This window comes from Halomonas sp. RT37 (assembly GCF_040070525.1).
Lineage (GTDB): Bacteria > Pseudomonadota > Gammaproteobacteria > Pseudomonadales > Halomonadaceae > Halomonas > Halomonas litopenaei.
On sequence record NZ_CP098827.1, the window covers coordinates 4,291,896 to 4,317,697 of the forward strand.

Annotated in this window: 22 protein-coding genes; 14 read left to right on the forward strand and 8 right to left on the reverse strand. The window is 64.5% G+C overall.

Going from position 1 to position 25,802, the window contains the following annotated elements; all coding sequences use genetic code 11:
• Positions 1–53 precede the first annotated feature (53 nt).
• Entirely contained in the window at positions 54–797 is a 744-nt protein-coding gene (locus tag NFG58_RS18605; protein ID WP_045993634.1) for an SDR family oxidoreductase, read from the forward strand.
• 17 nt (positions 798–814) lie between these two features.
• Here the strand turns inward: NFG58_RS18605 and NFG58_RS18610 are convergent, their stop codons facing one another.
• Positions 815–3,067: an EAL domain-containing protein gene (locus NFG58_RS18610; protein ID WP_222517085.1), complete on the reverse strand. Its 2,253-nt coding sequence runs from the start codon at positions 3,065–3,067 to the stop codon at positions 815–817.
• A gap of 301 nt (positions 3,068–3,368) precedes the next feature.
• Between NFG58_RS18610 and NFG58_RS18615 the strand changes: the two genes are divergently transcribed.
• Complete coding sequence (locus NFG58_RS18615; protein WP_108133555.1) at positions 3,369–4,118, forward strand: FadR/GntR family transcriptional regulator; 750 nt, start codon at positions 3,369–3,371, stop codon at positions 4,116–4,118.
• 180 nt (positions 4,119–4,298) lie between these two features.
• Here NFG58_RS18615 and NFG58_RS18620 read toward each other — a convergent pair whose 3' ends face one another.
• From NFG58_RS18620 to NFG58_RS18630, 3 genes are read right to left on the reverse strand one after another with little or no spacing between them, the layout of a single operon-like run.
• A complete protein-coding gene (locus tag NFG58_RS18620; protein WP_222517086.1) occupies positions 4,299–5,549 on the reverse strand; it encodes an allantoate amidohydrolase in 1,251 nt (416 codons plus the stop codon).
• Between the two features lie 51 nt (positions 5,550–5,600).
• The gene (locus tag NFG58_RS18625) at positions 5,601–6,302 is read right to left on the reverse strand and encodes a DUF1028 domain-containing protein (RefSeq protein WP_222517087.1); all 702 of its coding nucleotides are present in this window, start codon (positions 6,300–6,302) and stop codon (positions 5,601–5,603) included.
• Between the two features lie 8 nt (positions 6,303–6,310).
• Positions 6,311–7,699, reverse strand: a complete 1,389-nt coding sequence (locus NFG58_RS18630; protein ID WP_045993637.1) for an AbgT family transporter — start codon at positions 7,697–7,699, stop codon at positions 6,311–6,313.
• Between the two features lie 266 nt (positions 7,700–7,965).
• Here NFG58_RS18630 and NFG58_RS18635 point away from each other — a divergent pair, with 266 nt between their 5' ends.
• Both NFG58_RS18635 and NFG58_RS18640 read left to right on the forward strand, forming a co-directional pair.
• The gene (locus NFG58_RS18635; protein ID WP_348827164.1) at positions 7,966–8,880 is read left to right on the forward strand and encodes a mechanosensitive ion channel family protein; all 915 of its coding nucleotides are present in this window, start codon (positions 7,966–7,968) and stop codon (positions 8,878–8,880) included.
• 160 nt (positions 8,881–9,040) lie between these two features.
• Positions 9,041–9,556 carry a DUF805 domain-containing protein gene (locus tag NFG58_RS18640; protein ID WP_222517088.1) on the forward strand — a complete coding sequence of 172 codons (516 nt, stop codon included), beginning with the start codon at positions 9,041–9,043 and terminating at the stop codon, positions 9,554–9,556.
• Between the two features lie 30 nt (positions 9,557–9,586).
• Here NFG58_RS18640 and NFG58_RS18645 read toward each other — a convergent pair whose 3' ends face one another.
• On the reverse strand, positions 9,587–11,089 hold the full coding sequence (locus NFG58_RS18645; RefSeq protein WP_348827165.1) for a sigma 54-interacting transcriptional regulator: 1,503 nt from the start codon (positions 11,087–11,089) through the stop codon (positions 9,587–9,589).
• A gap of 231 nt (positions 11,090–11,320) precedes the next feature.
• Here NFG58_RS18645 and speB point away from each other — a divergent pair, with 231 nt between their 5' ends.
• The 10 genes from speB to NFG58_RS18695 all read left to right on the forward strand — a co-directional run bounded on the left by speB (position 11,321) and on the right by NFG58_RS18695 (position 22,208).
• On the forward strand, positions 11,321–12,271 hold the full coding sequence (speB, locus tag NFG58_RS18650; RefSeq protein ID WP_045993646.1) for an agmatinase: 951 nt from the start codon (positions 11,321–11,323) through the stop codon (positions 12,269–12,271).
• A 92-nt stretch (positions 12,272–12,363) separates the two neighbouring features.
• Positions 12,364–13,749, forward strand: a complete 1,386-nt coding sequence (locus NFG58_RS18655) for a YjiH family protein (RefSeq protein ID WP_083970496.1) — start codon at positions 12,364–12,366, stop codon at positions 13,747–13,749.
• Positions 13,750–13,762: 13 nt separating this feature from the next.
• Positions 13,763–14,446, forward strand: a complete 684-nt coding sequence (locus NFG58_RS18660; protein ID WP_287165665.1) for an HD domain-containing protein — start codon at positions 13,763–13,765, stop codon at positions 14,444–14,446.
• Positions 14,443–16,083, forward strand: coding sequence for a 5-guanidino-2-oxopentanoate decarboxylase (locus tag NFG58_RS18665; protein ID WP_222517091.1), 1,641 nt, complete (start codon positions 14,443–14,445; stop codon positions 16,081–16,083). The genes NFG58_RS18660 and NFG58_RS18665 overlap by 4 nt, the downstream gene beginning before the upstream one ends.
• 139 nt (positions 16,084–16,222) lie before the next feature.
• The gene (locus NFG58_RS18670; RefSeq protein ID WP_045993648.1) at positions 16,223–17,548 is read left to right on the forward strand and encodes a cytosine permease; all 1,326 of its coding nucleotides are present in this window, start codon (positions 16,223–16,225) and stop codon (positions 17,546–17,548) included.
• 3 nt (positions 17,549–17,551) lie between these two features.
• Complete coding sequence (locus NFG58_RS18675) at positions 17,552–18,328, forward strand: nitrilase-related carbon-nitrogen hydrolase (protein ID WP_108133486.1); 777 nt, start codon at positions 17,552–17,554, stop codon at positions 18,326–18,328.
• A complete protein-coding gene (locus NFG58_RS18680; protein WP_108133485.1) occupies positions 18,325–19,068 on the forward strand; it encodes an MBL fold metallo-hydrolase in 744 nt (247 codons plus the stop codon). Before NFG58_RS18675 ends, NFG58_RS18680 begins: the two co-directional genes overlap by 4 nt.
• Positions 19,069–19,145: 77 nt before the next feature.
• Positions 19,146–20,594 (forward strand): aldehyde dehydrogenase family protein, encoded by a 1,449-nt coding sequence (locus NFG58_RS18685; RefSeq protein WP_222517092.1) that lies wholly within the window; start codon positions 19,146–19,148, stop codon positions 20,592–20,594.
• A gap of 420 nt (positions 20,595–21,014) precedes the next feature.
• Entirely contained in the window at positions 21,015–21,560 is a 546-nt protein-coding gene (locus NFG58_RS18690; RefSeq protein ID WP_222517093.1) for a DUF805 domain-containing protein, read from the forward strand.
• Between the two features lie 90 nt (positions 21,561–21,650).
• Positions 21,651–22,208, forward strand: coding sequence for a DUF805 domain-containing protein (locus tag NFG58_RS18695; RefSeq protein WP_222517094.1), 558 nt, complete (start codon positions 21,651–21,653; stop codon positions 22,206–22,208).
• 104 nt (positions 22,209–22,312) lie between these two features.
• Here NFG58_RS18695 and NFG58_RS18700 read toward each other — a convergent pair whose 3' ends face one another.
• The 3 genes from NFG58_RS18700 to NFG58_RS18710 all read right to left on the reverse strand — a co-directional run bounded on the left by NFG58_RS18700 (position 22,313) and on the right by NFG58_RS18710 (position 25,774).
• Positions 22,313–23,716 (reverse strand): Na+/H+ antiporter NhaC family protein, encoded by a 1,404-nt coding sequence (locus tag NFG58_RS18700; protein WP_348827166.1) that lies wholly within the window; start codon positions 23,714–23,716, stop codon positions 22,313–22,315.
• Between the two features lie 59 nt (positions 23,717–23,775).
• Positions 23,776–24,828 carry a putative sulfate exporter family transporter gene (locus NFG58_RS18705; protein ID WP_108449223.1) on the reverse strand — a complete coding sequence of 351 codons (1,053 nt, stop codon included), beginning with the start codon at positions 24,826–24,828 and terminating at the stop codon, positions 23,776–23,778.
• 205 nt (positions 24,829–25,033) lie between these two features.
• Positions 25,034–25,774: an amino acid racemase gene (locus NFG58_RS18710; RefSeq protein WP_222517095.1), complete on the reverse strand. Its 741-nt coding sequence runs from the start codon at positions 25,772–25,774 to the stop codon at positions 25,034–25,036.
• Between the last annotated feature and the right edge of the window lie 28 nt (positions 25,775–25,802).

A 25,802-nucleotide genomic window follows, 5' to 3' on the forward strand; every position in this document is an offset into this window, starting at 1 on the left:
TTGTCCATCGGCGGCGCCCCCAGGTTTACGACGCACCCCCAGAGGCCTGAAGCATGAGCGAATCCGACTCTCCCAAGGTCGCCATCATCACCGGTGGCTCACGCGGTATCGGGGCCGACATCAGTCGGCGTCTGGCCAACGATGGCTATGCAGTGATCGTCAACTACGCCCATCACCGCGAGGTCGCCGACGGCCTGGTCGAGGAGATCCTGGCCCAGGGCGGCGCGGCGCTGGCCGTTCAGGCAGACATCTCACGCACCGACGAAGTGGCGCAGCTTTTCGACACTGCCATGCAGCGCTTCGGTCGCGTCGATGCGCTGGTGAACAATGCCGGCGTGCTCAAGGCGGTGCCCATCGCCGAGGCGGCGGACGACGACTACGACACGCACTTCGAGACCAACACGCGCGGCACCTTCAACACCCTGAGGGAAGCCGCCTCGCGCCTGGAAGATGGCGGCCGAATCGTCAACCTGTCGAGCAGCGCGCTGGCGCTGAATCTGCCTGGCTACGGGCTCTACAACGCCACCAAGGCTGCGGTGGAGTCGCTGACCCGAGTGTTTGCCGGCGAGTTGCGCGGCAGGCGGATCACCGTCAACGCGGTAGCGCCGGGACCGGTGGATACCGAACTGTTCCGCTCGGGCAAGACCGAGGAACAGATCGAAAGGTTCACCCATATGCCACCACTGGAGCGACTGGGCCAACCGCGTGACATCGCCGCGGTGATCGCCTTCCTGCTAAGCCCCGAGGCCGAGTGGATCAATGGCCAGGTCATCCGCGCCAATGGCGGCTTCGCCTGAAGCAGCGTCGTCAAGGCTCAGCGCAGTTCTTCGTTGGCGGCGTCGCGGATGCCGTCCCCGACGCGACTGCGCAGCCACTCGGTGGCGGCCTCGGCGGTCATTGGTCGTGAAATCAGGAAGCCCTGCAGCATATGGCAGCCTTGCTCCGCCAGGTGGTCCGCCACCGTCTGGTCTTCCACCCCCTCGGCGACCACGCTTAGCCCCAGATGGTGAGCAAGCTCGATCGTGGAGGACACGATGACGTCGTCCTCGGACCCCTTCACCAGCTGCATGACGAAAGACTTGTCGATCTTCAGCTCCTGGACCGGCATGCGCTTGAGCTGGGCCAGCGACGAATAGCCCGTTCCATAGTCATCGATGGCCAGCTCCACCCCCATGGCGCGCAATGACTGCAGCTTGCGCGCCCCCATCTCCGGCGATTCCATCAGCGCGCTCTCGGTGAGCTCGATGCACAGACACTCGCCGCGCAGGCCATGGCGGTCCAGCGCCCGCTCGACCCGCTTGATCAACCCTGGCTGCTGCAGGTCCATGGCCGAGATATTCACCCCGAGGCGCACATTGAGCCCTGCCTCGCTCCACCTGGCCAGCTGCTGGCAGCCGGTGTCGATGACCCACTGGGTCAGCTGGTGGATCAGCCCCGAGCGTTCGGCCAGTGCAATGAATTCATCCGGAGGGATGCGTCCGAGCCTGGGGTGATCCCACCGCAGTAGTGCCTCCATGCCGAGGGCCCGTCCTGTCAGGGCCGACACCTGGGGTTGATAACGCAGCGAGAACTCACCGTTGCTGGCGGCGTGCTGGAGATCGCGCACCAGAGACAGATGGCGCAGATGGCGTTCGTCCTGGCCGTGCAGGTAACACTGATAGGACTGGCGTAGCTGACGTGCTCGATCCAGTGCGATCTCGGCCCGCCGCAGCAGCAGGTTGGCCTCGCCGCCATGCTCCGGATAGCGCGCCTCGCCCATGGCGCAATCGAGTGTCACCGGCGACCCATCCAGACGGATCGCCCGGGTCAGTCGACGATGCGTATCCTCAAGCCACAGCGGGTCGAGGTGAGACACTGACAGCAGCAGCAGGAATTCGTCGCCACTGAGACGGTAAGCCCCTGCCTTGGGTGCCGGCAGATCCGCCAGGCGTCCGGCCAGCGTACTCAGTACCTGATCACCGAAGTCATGGCCGAAGGTGTCGTTGATCCGGCGCATATGGTTGATGGTCAGCCGCAGCAGGGTAAAGGGACGCCCGGTGGCGATGGCAGCCTCGATATCCTCGTTGGCGCATTGGCGATTGCCTAGCCCGGTCAACTGGTCCTGGCGTGAGCGCTTGCGAATGTCGGCTTCCCGGCGCACCAGGTCGTTCTGCATCTTCAGCATGGTCGAGGACAGCAGACCAAATTCTCCCTTGCGGGGAAGTCGATCGAGATCCAGAGGTTCCCCACGCCCCACACTCTTGGCCGCCCCGACCAGCCGCAACAGCGGCAGACTCACGCCTCTAGCGATCAAGCTGGCGGCCACCAGCATCAGCGCCAGGCTGATCGCCAGGATGATGGCCAGCTGGCGCTTTATCGCCTGATAGTCGGCCAGCAGAGTCTCGTAGGAACGTTCCACCACGAGCTGGATACGCCCCTTTGCATCCTCGAACAGCGTCGAGGCTCGGCGCAGACCCTCGCTCCCCACAAGGCCAACGTCCTCACCTTCACCCACCTGCACCTCGAAATGGGTGTCGCTACGAATCAGCGCCGACAGCGCCGTTGCCATGTCCTCGTCCAGGCGAAACCCCATGACCAGCCAGCCCACGGACGTCGTCCCCCGCACCGGATGCAGGACAAGTTGAAAGGCCTCGCCATCATGAATGAACAGGGTGATGGTCCCATCGGTGCGTCTCGCCTGATCCCGGAGGTCAGGGAAAGCATCCGTGGCCCCGGCATCATGATGGCTCGACACCATCACACGGCCCTCATCATCGAGCAGGCTCACCATGTTGGCACCCATGCGCTCCGCGTACTCGCCAAGCACGTCCACTCGCACCGCGCTGTCGAGCGGGTCGATGGCCTCGCGGAAACGCGGATCTTCCACCAGCAGATCCACACTGTGCAGCAATTGCTGGCCCCAGCCATCGAGCAGGGCTTGCGCCACGCCGGAGGCCACGCCCAGTTCCTTCTCGCCCTGCTCCATGGCGGTCGTCTTGAGCGCACTGAGTACCGCCCATGACACGACCAGCTGGATCCCGATGGTCAGGACCAGCATCACCAGCAGTAGCCGAGCACGAAAGGACATCGAAAGGCCTCCACAGATTGTCGATGGCGCCACCACCACACAAACGCTGCACACAGAGTGGCAGATAAAGTCACCCGTAACCCCCTCACGGGCACTGCGGTCTAACCGGCTTAGGCCACTTCAGGCACAGGCTTCACCCTTTGGCTTCTAGAATAGCCATACTGTTACTAAATGTAACTAATATTCACAAAATCTTTGCCGTCCAGCCCTGCGCAGTCGCGGCAGCCCTGACCGACGAGGTGGCGGCCAGTCCGTCATGAGCTCTGATATGCTGTGGTTTCATCACCGACGAGAGACCAACATGACCGGATCGACACCTCGCAGACGACCCTATCAATTGGCAGAGACCATCAAGGGCTGGATCGTCGAACGCGAGCTGTCACCGGGTGATCGCCTGCCCGGTGAGGCGGAGTTGATGGAGATCCTCGGCGCCTCCAAGGGCACCGTTCGTGAAAGCACCCGGGTGCTGGAAGCCCAGGGGCTGGTCGAGACGCGTACCGGACCCGGCGGCGGCGTGTTTATCCGGGAAATGAGCGAATCCCGCGCCATCTCGCTGCTCAGCCACTATCTCTATTTCAAGGACATCTCGATCCGCGACATCTACCAGATCCGGTTGGCGCTGGAACCGGAGCTGGTAGCCTCGCTGGCGGGGCAGGTCGAGGCTTCAGAGATCGCCAGGCTGCGCCAGTCGCTTGCGAGCTACGCCGAGCCCGCCTGTGACCTGGACGCCGAGCGCCAGCAGCACATCGACTCGCTGGACTTTCATGAACAACTGGCGCAGCTTTCCGGCGGCAACCCCTTGCTGTCCTTCATCATCCGCTTCACCGCCCAGGTGCTGTCCGACCTTACCGTCTATCGGCGGCTGTACGAGCCCGGCGACCATCATATCGGTCCCGCCGGCTGCCAGTATCACGCCTGGCTGCTCGACGCCATCGAGGCCGGCGACGGAGAACGCGCCCGCACCCTGATGCGCGAGCATCTGCTGGAAGCCCAGGCGGTGATGCACGACAACGAGGCGCAGGTAAGACGCGGGTTTCTCAACGAAGGTTAACCACTAGGGCTCGTCCGAAAAGTGCCTGCGCTCGGTAATACGGCGTTAAAAATCGGATCAAAATGCTCATTTACACCCCGTAAACTGCGCTTTCTCACCGATTTTTGCCTTGTCTAACCTTCGCTCGTCGACTTTTCGGACAGCGCCTAGTAGTTGCGGAGGTGCGAGTCTCGGCGACGCTTATTGCTCCTTCACGGTCAGGTCCTTGAGAAATTGCATCAGTACACGAGTGGCCGCCTCACCGTCGGCCGCGGTGATGGCTTCGTCCGGATGGTGACTCAGGCCATCGGTACAACGCACGAACAACATGCCGATACCGGTCAGGTCGCACATCGCCAGACCGTCATGACCGGCGCCGCTGAACAGCAGATCAGCCGGCTCATCACACCGTTGGCAGGCATCCCCCAAGGCCTCGATCAGCCAGTCCGCGCAGGCCACCGCCTCGGCCTCATAGGTCGTCTCCACCGTCAGTGACAACTCGCGCGCCTGTGCCAGTTGTCGGCAGGCGGCCAGAATGTCCTCGCGACCACGACGCCGAACCTCGGCGTGGGGAGAGCGCAGCTCGAGGGTGAACACCACCTCGGCAGGAATCACGTTGACCGCGTTGGGGCGTACCTCCAGCTTACCCACCACCCCGACAAAATCCTCGGTGGCGTTAAGGATGCGGTCGACCTCGGCGATCATCTCGGCAGCCCCCACCAGCGCATCGCGACGGCCCGGCATCGGCGTGGTGCCGGCGTGGCCTGCCTTGCCGGCAACCGTCAGCCGGTGACGCTCGATCCCGGTCAAGGAGGTCACCACGCCGAGAGCGTGATCGCGCCGTTCCAGCACCGGCCCCTGTTCGATGTGGACCTCGACGAAGCCCAGCACCGAGTCAGGATCTCGGGCCAATGACGGAATTTGCTCAGGATCACCACCAAAGGCCCGAAGCGCCTCGCCCACGCTGATGCCATCGGCATCCCTGGCCTCCAGACTGGCAGGATCGAAGGTACCGGCCAGGGCACGACTGCCGATCAGCGTCGACTGAAAACGGGTCCCCTCCTCATCACCGAAGGCCACCACTTCGACGCCGTAGTCGAGCTCGATCCCATCCTTCTTCAATCGCTCCAGCGCCAGCAGCGGCAGCGCTACGCCGAGCATGCCGTCATACTTGCCACCTTCGACCACGGTGTCCTGGTGTGACCCCATGATCAGCGTGCGCGCGCCGGCGCGCGCCTTGTCGCATCGCCCAACCAGATTCCCGGAGGCATCCATTTCGGGCTCAAGTCCGGCCCGGCGCATCCAATCGGCGATAAGTTCGAGTACCTGGCGGTGTTGCTCCGAGCAGAACAGCCGGGTCACGCCGGCACCAGGCTCCGAGAAACACGCAGCCTCGTCGAGGCGCTCGAGCAGTTGTGCGCCGAGCGTCATGGTCTCGTGGTCAGCGGTCATGATATCTCCAGATCGGGTGCCTTGAGGCACCGGAATAACGAAGGAATGGCGTCAGCGACGCGGCAGGGACGCCAGAAAGTCGGCAAAGGCTGGCGCGCGCACACGCCTGGCCAGGGCGCGCAACTCGCCCGCGATATCGCCCTCACACCAATCGACACGCAGATCGAGGGGGGCCTGGGTAAACGACTCGATACGCAGGGCGGCGGAGCGCGTGCCTCTGACGTCGCCTCCCTCTACCAAGGCGACCTCCAGGGCGTCGATCAGTCCCTCGAGCAGGTACGCCTCATAGTCGTCGCGGTACTCGGGCGTTGCGCCCTGGCGCACGGCGTCGGCGTTGGTACAACAGGTGTCGACAAAGGCGTGGGCCAGGGCCTCGACCACCTTGGCGCTGGCCAGCAGGTTGCCCGCCGCGGCCACGCCGGGGTAGCAGCAGGAAGCGACGGTGGCGAGGTTGTCGGCACCGCTATGCAGCGCTGAGCGCCCCCGGGCATCCATCACCAGGCACTGGCGCAACGAGGCACCCTTGTCGGCGTCGACCTGCCGGGCAAGCGCACCGCGGGCATCCTCCCCCCGTTCCAGCGCCCGGCGGACACCGTCGGGATACCAGGGGTGGGTAACCCGCCCCTGGGTCGCGCAGGCGCCGACGCCACGCCACACATGGTGAACGTAGCCGCCCACCGCCACACCTCCGGTGGCGGTGAGGGCGGCTACCGTGCCGGTAGCCGGATGAACATGCAGCAGCGACAGTGTCATGGCGCGACCTAGTAGCCGACCATATGGCCGATCACCAGACCACCCCAGGACAGCAGGTAGACCAGCGCCATGAAGGGCAGGATAGCCTTCAGCCACTTCTCGTAGGACACCCGGCCCAGCGCCAGCATCGCCAGGGTGCCACCGGAGGTCGGCACGATCAGGTTGGTCAGGCCGTCACCCACTTGGAAGGCGGTGATCATCAGCTGGCGGCTCATGCCGACCAGGTCGGCCACCGGCACCAGGATCGGCATGGTCACCAGCGCCTGGCCAGAGCCGGATGGCACAAACAGATTGATCACCCCCTGGACGACGCTGGCCATGATCGCCGACAGCGCCCCCGGGATATCCTGAATCAGACCGCTCAGGGCGTAGACGATGGTGTCGATGATCTGGGCGTCCTTGAGGATCACCTGGATCGAGGCGGCCAGGCCGATGACCAGGGCGCCCGCCGTCACGCCGGATGCCCCCTCCATCATCTGCTTGACGATCTCGTTGGCCGACAGGCCGTTGACGATGCCGATCACGATGGCGATCAGCAGGAACATGCCGGCGATCTCATTGATGTACCAGCCCTGGGTAAAGACCCCCACCAGCATGGCGGCGAGGCCACCGACGAACACCACCAGCGTGAGCTTGTCGCGCTTGCTCATGTGGTACTCGTCCAGCGACTTGCTCATGGCCTTGGCGTCGTTGGGCTCCTCGAAGTCCATGCGGGTGACGAAGCGACAGATATACCAGGACAACAGGCCCAATGAGGTCAGCACCAGCAAGGCGCGCAGCCAGGCGCCGGAAAAGGTCGGTAGCTCGGCGATGCCCTGGGCCACGCCCACGGTATAGGGATTGATCGGCGACAGTGCAAAGCCCACGCCGATGCCACCCACCGCCATGGTGGTGCCCACCAGGCTGGAGCAGCCCACCGCGCTGGCGATCAGCACCGCGATGGGCACCAGCGCAATATTGTTCTCGAAGCCGACGGCCACACCGAAGAAGCCGTAGATGAAGGTGCCGGCGGTGATGATGACGTTACGCCGTTCGACGCCGACCCGATTGACCGCCACCCCGATGGCGTTCTCGAGGGCGCCGGTGCGTTGAAGGATATGGAACAGCCCGCCGGCGATGAACACGATGAACAGGTACAGCGAGGCCGCGTTCAAGCCCTTGGGAATCGCCACGAAGATGTCAAAAGGCGAGATCGCCGCCACGTCGCTCAGATAATGAAAGGAGTCCGGCACCACGCGGGTGCGTCCATCCTGCATGACCCGCTCGAACTCGCCGGCGGGAATGATGAAGGTCAGCGCATAGGTGGCGAGCAGGATCAGGAAGATCAGCACCATCGGGTCTGGCACCGTGCGATACCACTTCTTGCGCTCTTTCAGCGTCTGGTCGTGGGCACTCATGGAGTTGTCCTTGTTGTGGAAGAACCGTTCTGGATCGTTTGTCGAAGAAGGCCTGGCGATGGAGTGACGCCGCGAGCGTATCGCGGCCACCTCCAGATGAACAAAAGTATTTATCATGATAAATAGAGGGTCAAGTCGGAACCGACGAGGTATCCGGACTGCCAGCGTTGGCAGGTGACGCGCGATTTGCCTGGCGCCCCGCTATGCTCAGCAACAAGGGCGCAGGATAGTGCGCCCGCCGCCTGAACATGGCCCGGGAGGATGCGATGGAAGAACTGGAACAACTACCCTTCGTGTCGCTGCTGCTGGGAGAGGTTCAGGCCTACCTGTCAGACATTGGTTCTGCTGGCCCACGACTGGCCGCCGGCCTGCTGCTGATCCTGGTGACCTGGCTGGTGGCGAGATTCGGCCGCGCCCTGGTGGCGCGGGTGGCCGACAAGGCCAAGCTCCGACGCAATCTGCGCGATGTCCTGACCATGCTGACGGGGCTCTGTCTTTGGCTCGGGGGACTTCTGATCACCATCACCCTGATCTTCCCCACCGTCACTCCCGGCAAGGCCCTTACCACCCTGGGCCTCGGTTCCATCGCCATCGGCTTCGCCTTCAAGGACGTGTTCGAGAACTTCCTCGCCGGCCTCTTGATCCTGTGGCGAGAACCCTTCCAGATCGGCGACCACATCGCCCTGGAGGCCAACGACGTGGAAGGTCAGGTAGAGCAGATCACGGTGCGCGACAGCCGTATCCGCCGCACCGACGGCCAGATGATCGTGGTGCCCAACGCCCTGCTGTTCCAGCAGCCGGTCATCGTCCGCACCAACCGCGATATCCGGCGCACATCCATCATCGTTGGCGTCGCCTACGACGAGGACGTGGACCAGGCTCGCGAGATCATCCAGGGCGCGGTCGCCGAGGTGGACTCGGTGCGCAGCGACGTACGTGCGGTGCAGGTCTTCGCCGAGGCCTTCGGCGCCAGTTCCATCGACTTCGAGGTGGCCTGGTGGACCGGGTCCCGCCCCGTCGACATCCGCGCTTCCCGCGATCAGGTGGTGGCATCCATCAAGCGCGCGCTCGATGAGGCCAATATCGAGATTCCCTTCCCCTACCGCACTCTGGTGTTCAAGGACCAGGCAGAGGCCGAACGCTTCCATCCTTCGGAAGCAGGTCGCCCACCAGACTTATGAACCAGCACTATTTACGCGGTTCGTACTAGAAACTACGTGATCGCCTATCTAGACCAAGGGAGAAAATGGGTAGGATTCAAGTCGGAAGGACGCAGCTTATCGAACCAGTCTCCCTCAACTGCACACCGGCATCACGCTGGATCTACAGGACGAGATACCGATGCATCGCCCTACTGCTCCCGGATTTCACGACCCTGTCGCCCCCGGTCACTCATCGCCCCAGGCCTTCGAGCTCAGGCGAGTGTTGCCGGGCTACTGGTTCGACAGCCTGGCGGGGCGCGAGAGTCGTCTCGACTTCTGTCTCAACGCTACCCTGGCGCTATCGTTCTACTATGCCGCCCTGTGGGCGACCACCATCACCGCCCCCGCCCTCGAGGACGCATTGACGATCAAGGCAGGCCTGCTGGGGATCTGGTGGGTTGTCATCAGCCTTCAGCCTTTGGTGCTCCACGGCACTCGTCGCCTGCACGACCTGGGCCAGGCGGGCTTGTGGAGCCTGATGCTGCTGGTCCCCGGCGCCAACCTGCTGCTGACGGTGGTACTCGCCATGCAGCCCGGGGAGTCCAGCGACACCGAGCACGACGAACAGGGCTCCACCAGCGGTGCGGTATTGGTGTTGAAGCCACTGCTGATCCTGGCCACCTGGGTCGGGTTCTTTTACGTCTTCCGTCAGTAAGTGCCGCAGAGCTCGGCCCTTCATCACCAGTCACCCGATCCGCAACCCATGCTGCTTGAGCTTGCGCACCACGCTTGGCTGGCTGATGCCCAGCTGTTCGGCGATGGCGTAGGTGGTGGGAAGGGTACGGCAGCAGTCGGCAAGGATCTCACGCTCGCGCCGGGCCAGGGCGGCCTTCAGGCCCTCGCCCCGGGCAAGCGGCAGCTCGGGTCGCGCTGCACCTGGTGCGGATAGTGTCGCGGATGAAGTAGCGCCATCAGCCAGCGCAGCGGAGGCTCCGGTGACAGACGCCGCCGTCTGCTGCGCTTCACGCTGCTGCGAGCCGAGCGGCCCTAACGAGGCCCCCGTGGGCGGCACCAGCAGATCGCCCTGGATGACATCGTCACTGGATAACCAGGCCCTTTCCAGGGTGTTTTCCAACTCACGCACATTGCCCGGCCAATCCCAGCCCATCAGTGCCTGCCACACGTCTCGCGCCAGCATCTTGTCGCGTCCATAACGCCGATTGAGGCGCTTTAGCTGGCGCTCGACCAGGCCGGGAATATCCTCGCGGCGCTCGCGCAGGGGCGGCAGGGTGACCGGAATCACGTTCAGCCGGTAGTACAGATCCAGGCGAAACAGGCCCTGCTCGACCCGTGCCGACAGGTCCTGATTGGTGGCCACCACCAGGCGAAAGTCGACCCGTCGCGGGGCCCTGTCCCCAAGCCGCGTAATACTGCCGTCCTGGATGGTCTTGAGCAGCTTGGTCTGCACCGCCAGGGGCAACTCGCCGATCTCGTCGAGAAACAGGGTGCCGCCCTCGGCCTGCTCGATCAGCCCCTTGCGGCCCCCCGGCGCGGCGCCGGAAAACGCGCCCTTTTCATGGCCGAACATCTCCGATTCGAACAGGCTTTCAGGGATGGCGGCGCAGTTGACGTCGATAAAGGGGCCATCGCGGCGAGAACTCCAACGGTGCAGCTGGCGGGCGAAAGCGGTCTTGCCCACCCCGGACTCGCCCAGCATCAAGACCGTGGCGTCGGTGGGCGCGACCCGCTTGAGCAGCAGCGCCACCTCGCGCATCAGCTGGCTTTTCACCTCCAGGTCATCGAGCTCGGCCTCGAGTGCTTCGCTGTCGCTCTCCAGCGCATGGCCCCGGCGCAAGTGCTCGCTGAAGCGGCGCTGCAACAGCGCGTACTCCTGCTGCAGCAGCTGCAGATCGGTCAAGTCCATGGAGCGGCTGACCACCGCCACCAGCCGCTCACCCTCGAATACCGGATGGGCCTGGGCGATGACCCTGCGTCCGGTGCCGGTGCGCTGGACCAGCTGGGCCGGCCGCCCGCTGCGAATGACTTCCAGGCTGACCGACGGGGTCAGCACGCCATCGGCCTCGAGCCGCTGCACGCTGGTGGCGCAGAGCTCTTCGCAGGACATGCCGTAGACCGCCGCCGCCCCGGGGCTGACGTCGCGGATACGACCATCCGGCGCGACGATGAAGAAGTGGTCGTGGGCGGTGTCGATGATGGTCTTGAGAATCTTGGTGTCGTCGTCGCTCATCCAGCGATCCATAAATGCATCATTGATTCAGAAGTGTATCACGATGCGTCGGGATCGCGATTCACTTCTGGATCACGTCTATCACCACAGCAGACCTTCCCTTGGAATCCCTGCACCTCTATTACATCTTTAGTATAAATGCTTAAAAGATGGCACGACGTCTGCATCACCCATAACAACCGTCAGGCCCAGGGCCGCGACCGTCCCCATCCACGATGCCAGGAGTTCCCTGTGAGCGACTTCAATCAACCTCTCGGCGGCAACGAGATGCCGCGCTTCGGTGGCCCTGCCACCATGATGCGTCTGCCCACCCAGACCAGCGCCGAGGGTCTGGACGCCGCCTTTATCGGCATTCCCATGGACATCGGCACCTCCAACCGCCCGGGCACCCGACTGGGGCCGCGCCAGATCCGCGACGAATCGCGCATGCTGCGCCCCTACAATATGGCCACCCGTGCTGCACCCTTCGACAGCCTGCAGGTGGCGGACATCGGCGACGTGCCGATCAACACCTTCAACCTGCCGAAGAACCTGGACATCATCAGCCGCTTCTACGACGACGTCCTGTCCCACGACTGCGTGCCGCTGACCCTGGGCGGTGACCACACCCTTACCTGGCCGATCCTGCGCGCCATCGCCAAGAAGCATGGCCCGGTCGGGCTGATCCATATCGACGCCCACGCCGACGTCAACGAGCACATGTTCGGTGAAGAGGTGGCCCACGGCTGCCCGTTCCGCCGTGCCCAGGAAGAAGGGCTGCTGGACGCCAACCGGGTCGTCCAGATCGGCCTGCGCGGCACCGGCTACGCCGCCGAGGACTTCGACTGGTGTCGCCAGCAGGGCTTCCGCGTGGTCCAGGCCGAACAGTGCTGGCACAAGTCTCTCGAGCCGCTGATGGCCGAGGTGCGCGAGCAGATGGGCGATGGCCCGGTGTACATCTCGTTCGACATCGATGGCCTGGACCCGTCGGTGGCGCCCGGCACCGGCACGGTGGAAATGGGCGGCCTGACCTCGGCCCAGGGCCTGGAGATCGTGCGCGGCGCCCAGGGGCTCAATATCGTCGGCGGCGACCTGGTCGAAGTCTCCCCGCCCTACGACCCCAGCGGCAACACCGCCCTGATGGGCGCCACCCTGCTCTATGAAATGCTGTGCGTGCTCCCCGGAGTCGCGCGCCGCGACTGAATCCTCACAGGGCCAGGGAGTGGCCCTGGCGACAGCCAACGAGGCGCCCGCGTCAGGGCGCCGACCATTACAACAGCAAAGAGTGATCGCCCATGTCCTCCCACCTGCATTCTGCCGACAAGATCACGACCGACGGGGGCAAGCTAAGCACCCATGGTCTGATCAAGTTCCTCGTCCCGTCGTTGATCGGCATCCTGCTGTTCCTGGTGCCCTTCTCGGTCGGTGACACCATCAACATCGGCATGGGTCTGGCCGCCGACTGGCTCAAGGCCACCCTCGGCGACGCCCTGCCCGCCATCGCCACCGTAGTGCTCACCCTGTCCATCGTGCTGACCCTGGTGGTCAAGCTGACCAAACCAGGCTGGGCCCGCCAGGGCGCGATGAAGGAGCTGTTCGACATCGCCCCGCTGTGGGTGGTGATGCGCGCCCTCGGCGCCGCCTTCGCGCTGATGACCTACTTCCAGGTCGGCCCGGAGATGGTCACCGCCTCCTTCACCGGCGGGGTGATGCTCAATGACCTGGCGCCGGTGCTGCTGACCTTCTTCTTCTTCGCCGCCATCCTGCTGCCCTTCCTGGTGGACTTCGGCTTCATGGAGTTCATCGGCTCCATGGTGCGCACGCCCTTTCGCAAGATCTTCGGGCTGCCCGGGCGCAGCGCCATCGACGCCACCGCCTCCTGGATGGGCTCCGGCACCGTCGGCGTACTGATCACCACCCAGCAGTACGAGCAGGGCTTCTACAACGCCCGCGAGGCCTCGGCCATCGCCACCAACTTCTCGATCGTGTCGATCGCCTTCGCCCTGCTGGTGACCAGCTTCATCGGCATCAACCACCTGTTCGTGCCGTTCTACCTGACCGTGGTGGTCGCCGGCCTGGTCGCCGCTGTCATCGTGCCGCGCCTGCCGCCGCTGTCACGCAAGGCCAACACCTACTACGAGCCGGTGGGCTGCCAGATCCAGGAAGAAAACACCGGCAACCAGAGCCTGTTGCGCTACAGCCTGGGCATCGCCGTGGCCCGCGCCGAGACCGCCCCGGGCCCGCTCAAGCTCGCCCGCCTGGCACTGTTCAACGTCGCCGACATCTTCTTCGGGCTGCTGCCGCTGGTCATCGCCATCGGTACCGTGGCGCTGGTACTGGCCGAGTTCACTCCGCTGTTCACCTGGCTGTCCATGCCGATGGTGCCGGTGCTCGAGTGGATGGGTCTGCCCGAGGCCGAGGCCGCCGCGCCGGCGACCCTGGTGGGTTTCGCCGACATGTTCCTGCCGGCGGTACTGGCCAGCGATATCGAGAGCGAACTGACCCGCTTCGTCATCGCCTGTCTGTCACTGACCCAGTTGATCTACATGTCAGAGATCGGCGCCCTGCTGCTGAAGTCACGGATCCCGCTCAAGCTGTGGGAACTGGTGGTGATCTTCCTGCTGCGCACCGCCATCACTCTGCCCATCATCGTGGTCATGGCCCACTGGCTGGTGGGTTGATCGGGAGGCCGACATGACAGACCCAAACGATGCTCACGCCGCCGGCAAGGCGGCCTTCACCCGCATCGACCAAAGCACGGCAGAAGACTGGGCGGTGATCGCCGCCCACGACGCCGACTACCTGGCCGGCCTCGCCGACAGCGTACTGGATACCCTCGCCCGGCTGGGCGAGGGCCACCAGCCCTACCAGATCACCCGGCTGGAGCACTGTCTGCAGAGCGCGACCCGGGCCGAGCGTGCCGGCGCCGACGAAGAGATGATCGTCGCCGCCCTGGTCCACGACATCGGCGACGAACTGGCGCTTTTCGATCACGCCGCCTTCGCTGCCTCGATCCTGCGCCCCTTCGTCAGCGAGAAGACCCACTGGATCGTCCAGCATCACGACGTCTTCCAGGGTCACTATTACTGGGACAAGGTCGGCGGCGACAAGGACGCCCGCGAGCGGTTCCGCGGCCACCCCTGGTTCGACGACTGCGAAGCCTTCTGTCGTGACTGGGACTGTCCGTCCTTCGACCCCGCCTATGACACCCTGCCGCTGGCGCACTTCGAGCCCATGGTCAGGCGGATCTTCGCAAGAGCCCCCTACTCGGTGGCCCCGGACCCCGCCCTCGCCCCTGGCTCGTCTCAAGCCTCTGATCCGTCTCAAGCCCCTGGCCCGTCTCAAGCCCCTGATCCGTCTCAAGGAAGTACCGCATGACCTGCGCTGAACTGCTGATCCGTCTGCTGCGTGACACCTACGACGTGGACACCGTCTTCGGTATCCCCGGCGTCCACACCATCGAGCTCTATCGTGGCCTCGAAGGCGGCAATGGACACGACCACCAGGGCAGTGGCATCCGCCACGTCACCCCGCGCCACGAACAGGGCGCCGGCTTCATGGCCGACGGCTACGCCCGCACCACCGGCAAGCCCGGCGTGTGCTTCATCATCACCGGCCCCGGCATGACCAATATCGCCACCGCCATGGGCCAGGCCCTGGCCGACTCGGTGCCGATGCTGGTGATCTCCAGCGTCAACCGCCGCGACACCCTGGGACGCGGCCAGGGCCGGCTGCACGAACTCCCCGGCCAACGCGAGCTGATGGCCGGCGTCTCGCGCTTCAGCCACACCCTGCTCGACCCGAACGGCCTCGGCGAGGTGCTGGCCCGTGCCTTCGCCGTGTTCGATGGCGCCCGCCCCGGCCCGGTGCATATCGAGATCCCCATCGACCTGTTCGACGCCCCGGTCAGCGAGCCTGTCAGCACGCGCCGCACGGCGCTGGCCAAGGCCGCACCGGCCCCCGCCGCACTCGAGCAGGCGCTCGACTGGCTGGTCGACGCCAAGCGCCCGCTGGTGCTGCTCGGCGGCGGCTGCGTCGATGCCCCGGACGCCGCCCGTCGTCTGGTCGAGAGCCTCGACGCCCCCACCGTCACCACCATCAACGCCAAGGGCCTGCTCGGCCGCGACCATCCCCTGGATCTGGGCGCCAACGCCTCGCTGCCAGCGGTGCGGGAGCTTGCCCATGAAGCCGACGTGGTGCTGGCCATCGGCACCGAGCTTGGCGAGACCGACTATGACGTGGTGTTCGACGACGGCTTTACCCTCGACGGTCGACTGATTCGCATCGACCTGGACCCCGAGCAGCTTGCCCGCAACCAGCATGCCGACCTGGCACTGGTGGCCGACGCTGCCTCCAGCCTCGAAGCGCTGGCCACCGGCTGCGACCAGCGCCTCGGCGGTGAGCAGCTTTCGCGCGATGGCCGCAAGCGTACACATGATGCGCTGAGCGCCCTGGCGCTGGCCGATGATCCGGCCTTCCGCCCCTATGTGCCGCTGTTCGACACCCTGCGCGAGAGCCTGCCGGGGGCGATCCTGGTGGGCGATTCCTGCGCCACCACCTACGCCGCCAACCATCTGGTCAGCCAGGACGCGCCGCGCCGTTTCTTCAACGCGTCCACCGGCTACGGCACTCTCGGCTACGGCCTGCCCGCGGCCATGGGCGCGAGCCTCGGCCAGCCGGACCTGCCGGTGGTGGCGCTGGTGGGCGACGGTGGGGTGATGTTCACCCTGACCGAGCTTGCCTGTGCGGTGGAGGAAAGGCTGCCGGTCATCGTGCTGCTGTGGCACAACCAGGGCTACGAGGAAATCCGCCGCTTCATGGACAACGCCGGCGTCACCCGCCTCGGCGTGGACATCCAGGCACCGGACTTCCAGACCCTGGCGGCCGGCTTCGGCTGTGCGGCGACCCGGGTCGGCAACCCCGCCGGCCTCGCCCGGGCAATCGCCCATCGCCCCGAAGACGGCCCGATGCTGATCGAAATCGACGCCACGGCATGGAACGCCGCGGTGGCCTGATCGAGCAACGACCCCTTTGCCGGCGCCACGGCGCCGGCCCTTTTGCTCCTTTTGTCCGCCCCTTTTATCTGCTCCGTTTTGCGCTCCCAATTTCGCGCCCCTGCGGTACCTACCAACCATAACCACAAAGGTTTCCTAGATGATTTCACTCAAGCGGCTGATCGGCCACGACACCCTGGATGAACACCAGCACAAGAGCATGGGAGGCATGGCCACCTTTGCCCTGTGGCTCGGCGCCAACGTGGTCGTCACCACCATCCTCACCGGCATGCTGCTGGTGCCCGATCTGCGCTTCCCGGTCGCCATGACCTGGGTCCTGATCGGCTCGCTGATCGGCGCCATTCCGCTGCTGCTGGTAGGACTGATGGGCCAGCGCACCGGCCTGCCCTCGATGGCCCTGACCCGCCGCGCCTATGGCCCCACCGGCTCGAAGATCATTTCGCTGGTCAACATGGCGGTGCTGATCGCCTGGAGCTGGATCCAGGCGCTGCTGGCCGGCATGAGCCTGGACTACGCCATCGAGGCCACCACCGGCTACTCCAACCTGCCGCTGATGACGATCCTGTGCGAGACCATCGTGGTGCTGATCGTGCTGCGCGGCCACCTGGGTATCGAGCGCATCGAGCGCTGGGCGGCGGCGGCCATGATGGTGCTGGCGGCCGGCGTGGTCTACCAGCTCAACCGCCACTACGAGGTCGGTGCGCTGTTCGAGATGCCCGCCGAATCCCGCAACGGCATCACCCTGGGCATCGCCTTCGACATCGTCGTCGCCACCGCCTTCTCGTGGATTTCCACCTCCGCCGACTACAACCGCAACTGCAAGAGCGGACGCATCGCGGTACTCGGCACCTACGGTGGCTACGTCTGCGCCTCGATGATCGCCATGGGGCTGGGTGCCGCGGTATCCGGCCTGTCGGTGCTCGGCGGCATGGAACAGACCTACGACCCGACCCGGCTGCTGTCCGGCTTCGGCTTTGGTCTGCCCGCTGCGCTGGTGATCTTCTTCTCGGTGATGACCACCAACGTGATGGCGGTCTACAGCGCCACCCTGTCGTGCATGAACGTGTCCCCCGGCATGGCCTTCTGGAAGCCGGCGCTGGTGATCGGCGTGGTGACGGTCTTTGGCGCCCTGATCCCCGGTATCCTCGACCAGTTCCAGAACTTCCTGTTGCTGATCGGCGCCTTGTTCATTCCGGCCTTCTCGGTGATGATCGTCGACTACTACCTGGTCGGCCGTGACGGCTATAGCGCCGAGCTGCTGCGCTCGCCGCACCAGCTCGGTCGGCCCACCGCCGGTATCGCCATCGGCGCCTACCTGATCGGTGCGGCCCTGGCGGCCTACTGGACCCTGGTGGCACCGCTGTCCATCGGTGCCTCGCTGCCGGTGTTCGTCATCACCGGCGGACTCTACTGGCTGGGCTGTGCCCTGTTCACCCGTTCCAGCCTCGCTGCCCAAGGAGACTGATCCATGCGCCTGATGCTGGCCCAGACCGACCCCGTCCACGCGGATGTCGCCGCCAACCTCGATGCTCTCGATGGCCTGTGCCAGCAGGCGGTGGCCGCCGGCGCCCAGCTGCTGGCCCTGCCGGAACTGGCGCTGACCGGCTACAACGTGTTCGAACGGCTCGATGAGCTGGCCGACGAAGGCGAGTTGATCGATCAGGTCGCCCGATTGGCGCACCAGTATCGCCTGCACCTGCTGTTCGGCCTGGCCCAGCGCCAGGCCGACGGCCGCCTGACCAACTCGGCGGTGCTGATCGACGATGCCGGCACCACCCTGGCCTGCTACCACAAGCGCCAGCTATGGGATCGTGAACATCAGTACTTCATCCCCGGTGACGAGCTGTGCGTGGTCGACACCCGGCTCGGCCGCCTGGGCCTGATGATCTGCTACGACAACGAGTTCCCGGAGATAGCCAGAGCGCTGGCCCAGGCCGGCGCCGAGGTGATCCTCTCGCCCACCGCCAACATGGTGCCCAACGCCGAACGCCAGCAGTTGCAGATCCGCGCCCGGGCGCTGGACAACCAGCGCTTCGTCGCCTGCATCAACCGCGCCGGCATCGAGGGCGAGCTGCACTACTGTGGCAACAGCCTGGTGGCGGGACCGGACGGCGAGGTGCTGGGGCGCCTTGGCAACGACGCCGGGGTGCTGGTGGTGGACATCGAACACTCGCGTATCGACGAGAGCCGCAGCCACCAGGACTACCTGAAGGACCTGCGCGCCCTGCCGGGAGGCAACACGTGAGCACCTTCACCCTGCCCCGGGGTGACGCCGCCAGCTGGTATCGCACCCAGCGCCTGGCCGACGGCATCACCCTGATCGACGAACCGGCCATCAAGCCGTTCTACCGCTGCAATATCTGGCACGTTCGCGGCCGCGAGCGCGATCTGGTGGTGGACTTCGGCCTGGGCGCGGTGCCACTGCGCGAGCGCGTGGCACTGCTGGCCGAACGCGAGATCGTGGCGGTGGCAAGCCACACCCACTTCGATCATATCGGCGCCGCTCACGAGTTCGACTGCTGCCACGTTCATCGCGCCGAGGCCGATATCCTGGCAAGCCCCGACAACCGTCGCACCCTGGCCGAGGCCTTTCTCGACGACGCCATGTTCGACGCCCTGCCACCGCTGCCCTACGCCCACAGCGGCTATCGCATTGCGGCGCCGCCGCGTATCGAGACGCTGGAGGACGGCGACGTCATCGAGCTGGGCGATCGCCATTTCGAGGTGATCCACACCCCCGGCCATTCGCCCGGCGGCATCGCCCTGTGGGAGGCCGCCAGCGCCACCCTGATCAGCGGCGACATCATCTACGACGGTGAGCTGATCGAGGACGCCTATCACAGCGACCTGGACGACTACGCGGCGAGCCTCGAGCGCCTGCGGCGGTTGCCTATCGCCACGGTGCACGGCGGCCACTTCCCGAGCTTCTCGGGCCGTCACTGCCACGCCATGATCGATGACTGGCTCAAGCGCCACCAGGCGTGAACGCGGGACACCCCCTCATCTCGCCGATCATTTCATTCGCTTATTCCCTCTAATGTCTTTGCCCCTGGAGTCCCTCCGTGCAACAGCTGACACAACAGTTTATCGACAACCGCTGGGTCGATAGCCACAGCCGCCGGCGCCTGGCTGTGACCGATCCCTACCGCCAGACCCAGATCGCCGAGATCACCGCCGGCGATGCCAGCGACGTCGACGCCGCCGTGGCCAGCGCGCGTGCCGCCCTGCCCGCCTGGCAGGCGCTGGGCGGACAGCGTCGGGGCGACTTTCTCGAAGCCTTCGCCACGGCCCTCGAAACCCGCCGCGGCGATCTCGAACGGCTGTCCTCCACCAACAACGGCAAGGCCCTGGCCGAGGCCGCCATCGACCTGGACGACGCCATCGCCTGCTACCGCTACTACGCCGGCCAGGCCCGCGCTCTGGAGCAGCGTCAGGGTCGCCTGCTCGAGCACGGCATGGACGGCGTCGAGGCGCGGGTGTTCGAAGACCCCGCCGGCGTGGTCGGACTGATCACCCCCTGGAACTTCCCGCTGGTCACCAGCGCCTGGAAGATCGCACCGGCACTGGCCGCCGGCTGCACCCTGGTGTTCAAGCCCTCCGAGGTCACCCCGCTGCCCGAGGTGGCGTTGGCCGACATCGCCGTGGAGATCGGCCTGCCTGCCGGTGTGCTGAACCTCTTGCTGGGTGACGGCGAAGGCATCGGTGCCCCTCTGTCCGCCCATCAGGGTGTGGATAAATTGTCCTTCACCGGCAGCAATGGGGTCGGCGAGAAGGTCATGCGGGCCGCCGCCAACGGCGTGCGCGGCGTATCACTGGAGCTCGGCGGCAAATCGCCGATCCTGGTGCTCGATGACGCCGAGGTCGAAGCCGCCGCCGACTGGGTGATGGCCGGCATCTACTTCAACTCCGGGCAGATCTGCTCCGCCACCTCGCGACTGATCGTGCATCAGACGCTGGCCGAACCGCTCTACCAGGCGCTGGCCGACCGTATCGACGGCCTCACCCTGGGTGACCCGCTGGCCGAGGGCACCGACATGGGCCCGATGACCAGCGCCCGTCAGCGCGAAGCCGTGGAGCGCTACCTCGAGATCGCCAAGGAGGAAGGTCTGACGCCGGTGCGTGACGGCCGCCATCGTGACCTGCCGGCCCAGGGCGAGTTCGTCGCCCCGACCCTGTACCGCGATGTGCCCACCTCAAGCCGTCTGTGGCGCGAGGAAATCTTCGGCCCGGTGCTGTGTGCGCGCAGCGCAGAGAGCGAAGCCGAGGCCATCGCCCTGGCCAACGATAGCGCCTTTGGCCTCGCCGCCACCGTGATCTCTGGTGACGCCGAGCGCGCCAGGCGTGTTGGCCGCGCCCTGCGTGCAGGCAGCATCTGGTTCAACTCCGAACAGCTGGTGATGCCCGAGGCCAGCTGGGGCGGCTTCGGCGCCAGCGGCATCGGACGTGAACTCGGCCCCTGGGGACTGTCCGGTTATCTTGAGGTAAAGCATCTGATTGGCCCTGCCGCTTAACCTCTCCCGGTCCTGTTTCCGGACCATCGCCTCAGCGACGACTCAGTATCACCGCGGCAATATCTCAACAACATCACCCCGATGGCAGGCCAAGGCGCCCGGCCATCGGGGTGTTTTTTTGTCGCAGCGACGCAATTTCGTGCCAGTTCGGCCAACCCGAGGTCAAATAATTAGAAAATTCTTAAAAAGAGAAAGGATGTAGGACATCCCCCATATCCCCTGACGAAATGGCTTTCTAGAGTCGCAGTGAAGCCTTCGCTGCAGGCACCAATGATGCGTTCCTCATGCAAGGACAACATGCGCCACCGCCAACCATTGCCATGACGACTGACCATCCATCAAGGCATGGGAAAATCCGACAACGCCTTGACACCTTTGATGAATCGAAGACCGATTTAAAGAAGGAAACAGGAGAAGAAGATGAGACTCAACTCCATGTCGTCAGCCACCTCATCTTCCGTCACCTTGCCGCTGCCGCTGTATAGCGTACCCGGTAGAAGCAGCAGACTCTGGTCAACTCGTGGCCGTATCGGGCGCATTCGCTACTGTAGCCGACTTGCCGCAGTAGGACTCATCTATAACCTCGCGCTCTTTCTCCCACTTTATCTCGACTACCTGTACCCTGCGACACTCACCCAGAGCACCTTTACCATCCTGATCTACGCCTACGCAGGCCTGTACTCAGTCTTCACCCTTTTCGCCATTCTTCAGGCAAAACGTCGCCTTAACGATCAGGGGCGTTCTGGGTGGGTACTGCTTCTTGGACTGATTCCCCTGATCAACGTATGGCTGGTCATCACCCTAGTCTTCTCTCGTGGCACACCAGGAAGCAACCCCTTCGGACCACCACCTTCTCCATCGACTTCATCGGAAACGAAGCGCTTCTGGTGCTTGCTCATTCTTAACATTGCCGTGGCGTCAGCGGCCATCTGCTATGGACCACTACAGTTTCACCTGGGTCTTTAGACCCTCCCAGTGGACTGCTAAAAGCATAGATATTAACCGACTCGGCGAAAGGATCGCCGGAACTCTTACCCCAAGGAAGGAAGCAGCAAGATGACAAACGAAAGCACTACGTTAGATAACTCAAATGAAATCAACTTCCCTTCAGATACAGAAATCTCCAACACGCAAGGTGATGCAAACGACCGCCAGGCAGCAAATAAAAACCCTGGACTATGGTCGACCAATGGTCGTATCGGTAGAGTAAGATACTTTAATCGCTTAACCTTGCCGGTATTGTTCGTCTATGCCGTACACGGGATACTTATCTACTATAGTCTGACGGCAACACCGGCCGCTGCAGAGACAGCCGCCAGCGCCTTTACCATCAGCCAATTCGTGCTTGGAATTCCATTGACTATCTTTGCGCTAATCCAGGGAAAGCGCAGGCTAAATGACCTGAACAAGTCAGGCTGGCTCATGCTACTTTTCTTTATCCCCCTTATAAACCTCATCCCATTTATCATGGTGACCTTCATCAAGGGGAGTGATGGTGACAACCGCTTCGGTGCTGAACCTTCCCCCCTCACTTCTAATGAGATGACCCTGTTCTGGTTCCTGACCGGACTGTCGGTCGTTGCTTGCGTAGCGCTGGCCTCTCTAACGCTCTAAAAAAACATTCCCTGCGCTACTACCAACAACGACAACCACAAGAGCGCCACAGCCCCGCCAGCATGGCGGGGCTGTTTTTTTACTGCCAGGTGAGCGGAGGCCGGTCAGACGGCTGCGACCTCGGTGGTGCCCTGCTTGCGCCGCCGAAGCAGGATCGAGACGGCCAGCACCACCAGCATGGCCCAGGGGTACGGGGTCAGGAAGGAGGCAAAGGCTGACGGCGCGGCGACCTCGTTCTGCACCGCGGTGGAAGCGATGACCTCCTGCCAGACCGCCACCACGATGTGCCAGGGAAGCAGAAAGAACACCGTGCAGACCGCGCAGTCCATCAGGTTGGCGGCCCTGGCCGGCGAGATGCCGAACTGCTGAGCCAAGCTTCGTACCAATCCCGGCCCCACCAGCAGCAGCGCCGGGGCGTTGGCCGACAGCGGAGTAGATGCGGCAATCGTCACTGCCACGATGCTGGTCTCGGCGCTGGCCCGGTCCTTGACCAGGCGCTTCCTGGCGCCGTCCAGCAGTTTTTCCATCAGACCGGTATCGAGAATCACCTGGGTCAGCGCCAGCACCATCAGCGCAAACAGCACGGCGCCGGTTACCGAAGCAATACCATTTTCGATCAGGCCGGTGCTCTCGCCTCTGGCTTCGGGCAACGAGAACAGATCACCCAGGCCAATGGCACCGATCGCCAGGGCGCACAGCATGGCCACCAGATTGCCGATAAACATGGCTTCGACGATGTGTCGGCGCTTCAGCGCAAAGAACACCACCGCCGCGAGCGGAATCAGCATAACCAGGCCGGAAGCATGACCGGAAGGCACCTCCACGGCTGACGCCGAGGCCTCGCCGCTGGCACCGAACAACAGGAAGATCAGCATCGAGATCGCCGCAGCCGACAGCGCCAGCGGTAGACGGGTGCGGATCACGTCGGCGATTTCCGCCCCTTGGGTATAGGAGGACACGATGGTGGTATCCGACACCGGGGACAGGTTGTCACCGAAGGCCGCACCGGACAGGATCGCCACCGCCAGCATGGACGGATCCGCCCCCAACAGGACGCCCGCCGGGTACAGCACCGGCGACAGCCCGATGACGGTACCGGTACTGGTGCCGGTCCCCAGGGCAAACACCATGGCCATGGCAAAGGCCAGCAGGGTGAAGGCCGCACCCTCGGCGCCCACCGCTGCTCCCAACCACATCAAGCCATCGATCAGGCCGCCGGCGGCCATCAACTTGCCGAAGACACCGGCCAGCAGCCACAGTGCGATGATGGCCGTCGCGGTGGAATTGCCCATCCCCTTGAGCAGGCTGTCACAGTACGCCGTGCGTTGCCGACAAAGAAAGAGTCCCACGCCCATGGCCACCCAGGCGCAGGCCCAGAATGGCTTGGTGCCGGCACGCTCGAACACCGACAGATAGACAAGGCCTAGCACCAGCAGGATCAGGGGCGTCAAGGCACCCAGGGTGCCCCCACGAAAGGACAGTGAAGGTGTTGCGGTTTGTGTTGTCATTATCAGGGACCTTATTGTGTTTTATTGGTGTATTAGCGAGAACAGCGTTTCATCGCCGCTCAGCTACCCAGCCCACCGAAGACCACCACCCCCAGCACGATGGCCAGCAGCAGCAGGGTCTCCAGCACCATCAGGATGACCGGCTTCCAGCCGACCACCGCGAGCTTCTGAAAGGAGGTCTTGATGCCCAGGGCGGCGATGGCGGTGACAAGACACCAGCGCGACAGCGTCGACAGTCCTTCGTTCACGCTGTCGGGAATCAGCCCCAGGCTGTTGATCAGCACCAGCGCCACGAACCCCACCAGGAAGCCAGGCAGCATCGGCACCTGGCGCTTTCCCTCGCTGTTGCGCGAGGCGCGATAGAGCCAGCTGAAGATCATCACCACCGGCACCAGCATGGCCACACGCACCAGCTTGACCAGGGTCGAGACGTCGCCGGTCTCCTCCGAGATGATGTACCCCGCCCCGACCACCTGGGCCACGTCGTGGATGGTGCCCCCCAGGAAGATGCCGGCCTGGGTATTGGCAAGGTCGAGCACCCCCACCAGCAGCGGGTAGGTCACCATGGCCACCGTCGACAGCGTGGTCACGCCCACCACTGTGAGGATGGTGTTGCGCTCGCTGGTGTCGTTTTTCGGCATCACCGCCGACAGCGCCAGCGCCGCCGAGGCCCCGCAGATCGCCACGGCACCACCGGTCAGCAGGCCCAGATCACGGTGCAGGCCAAGCGCCCGGGCCAGCAGCCCCCCTGCGCAGATCACCAGTCCCACCGCGGCGAGCACCGTCAGCACCGGTCCAAGCCCCAGGTCACCGACTTGCTCGAGGGTCATGCGTGCGCCCAGCAGCGCCACGCCAAGGCGCAGCACGGTGCGCGCGGCAAACTCGATCCCCGGCAGGCAGCGTCCCTCTTCGCTCAAGAAGTGCAGCGACATGCCAAACAGCAAGGCGTAGAGCAGGGTCGGCCCACCGTAGTGATCGGCGATAAAGGTGGTGGCCAGGGCAATGGTCACGCACACCAGCAGTCCTCGCCCGATCGGGCTCAGGGACGCCAGTCGACGGCTTAGCCGCTGTCGCGAGGTCGCCGTCGAGGGGGAAGAAGAGGGTGAGGTCATGGGACGACTCCGGATCGTGAAAACGAGCGACCCCGGTCCTGCCGGATGAGGCCGGCGGACGAAGGCGTCTCTTTGGTGAACGGGACAGGAAGATCGACGTGCTGGCGGCGCTCGACGCCGCCCTGTTTCAACCTCTGTGCAGTGCTCTCGTTACAGCGCTCTCGTTACAGTACTCTCGCTTCAGCGCTCGACTCGGTTCTCCGAATCAACCGCGCGGTGCCTTTCCGGTGGCCTCGGCGACCACGTCTTCGGCCAGCACCTGTACGGTATCGATGATCGGCACGCGACCATCGAGCGCATCGCGGATCACCGAAAGCTCAGTACAGGCCAGGACCAGCACGTCGGCACCACGCGCCTGGACATCATGGGCGGCCTCGATGAAGGCGGCACGGGTGGCGGGCGCGCGCCCGGCACCACGCTTGACCGCTCGGATCACGTCGAGCACGCGATCCTCGTTGTCGGGATAGACCAACGACAGCCCCCTTGGCTCGATGAATCCCTCGTAAAGACCAATCTTGCGAAGCGCCGGCGAGCACAGCATGCCCACCCTGGCCCCCGGCATCTCGGCGGCGACCCGGTCCAGGGTGCGCTCGACGATATGCCACACCGGAATGTCCACCGCCTGCTGGGCGGCCGACCAGTAGTAGTGGGCGGTATTGCAGGGCATGACCAGAAAATCGCAGCCTGCCTGCTCGAGTCGTCTGGCCATGGCAGCAATGGCAGGCGCCGGTGACTCGCCGTCACCGTCGATCAGCGCCTTGATCCGTGATGGCACCTTGGGATTGTTGTCGACCAGCATATGCACGTGGTCGATATCGTCCTCGCCGGGCGTCACCTCGATGACCTTCTGCATGAAGGCCACCGTGGCGTCCGGTCCCATGCCGCCCAGCACGCCGACCATCGTATGGTCGGCGATTGTTGCGGAGTTATCGGTGGAAAGCGTCATAGCGGGTCCTTTGACGAGTGATGACCGG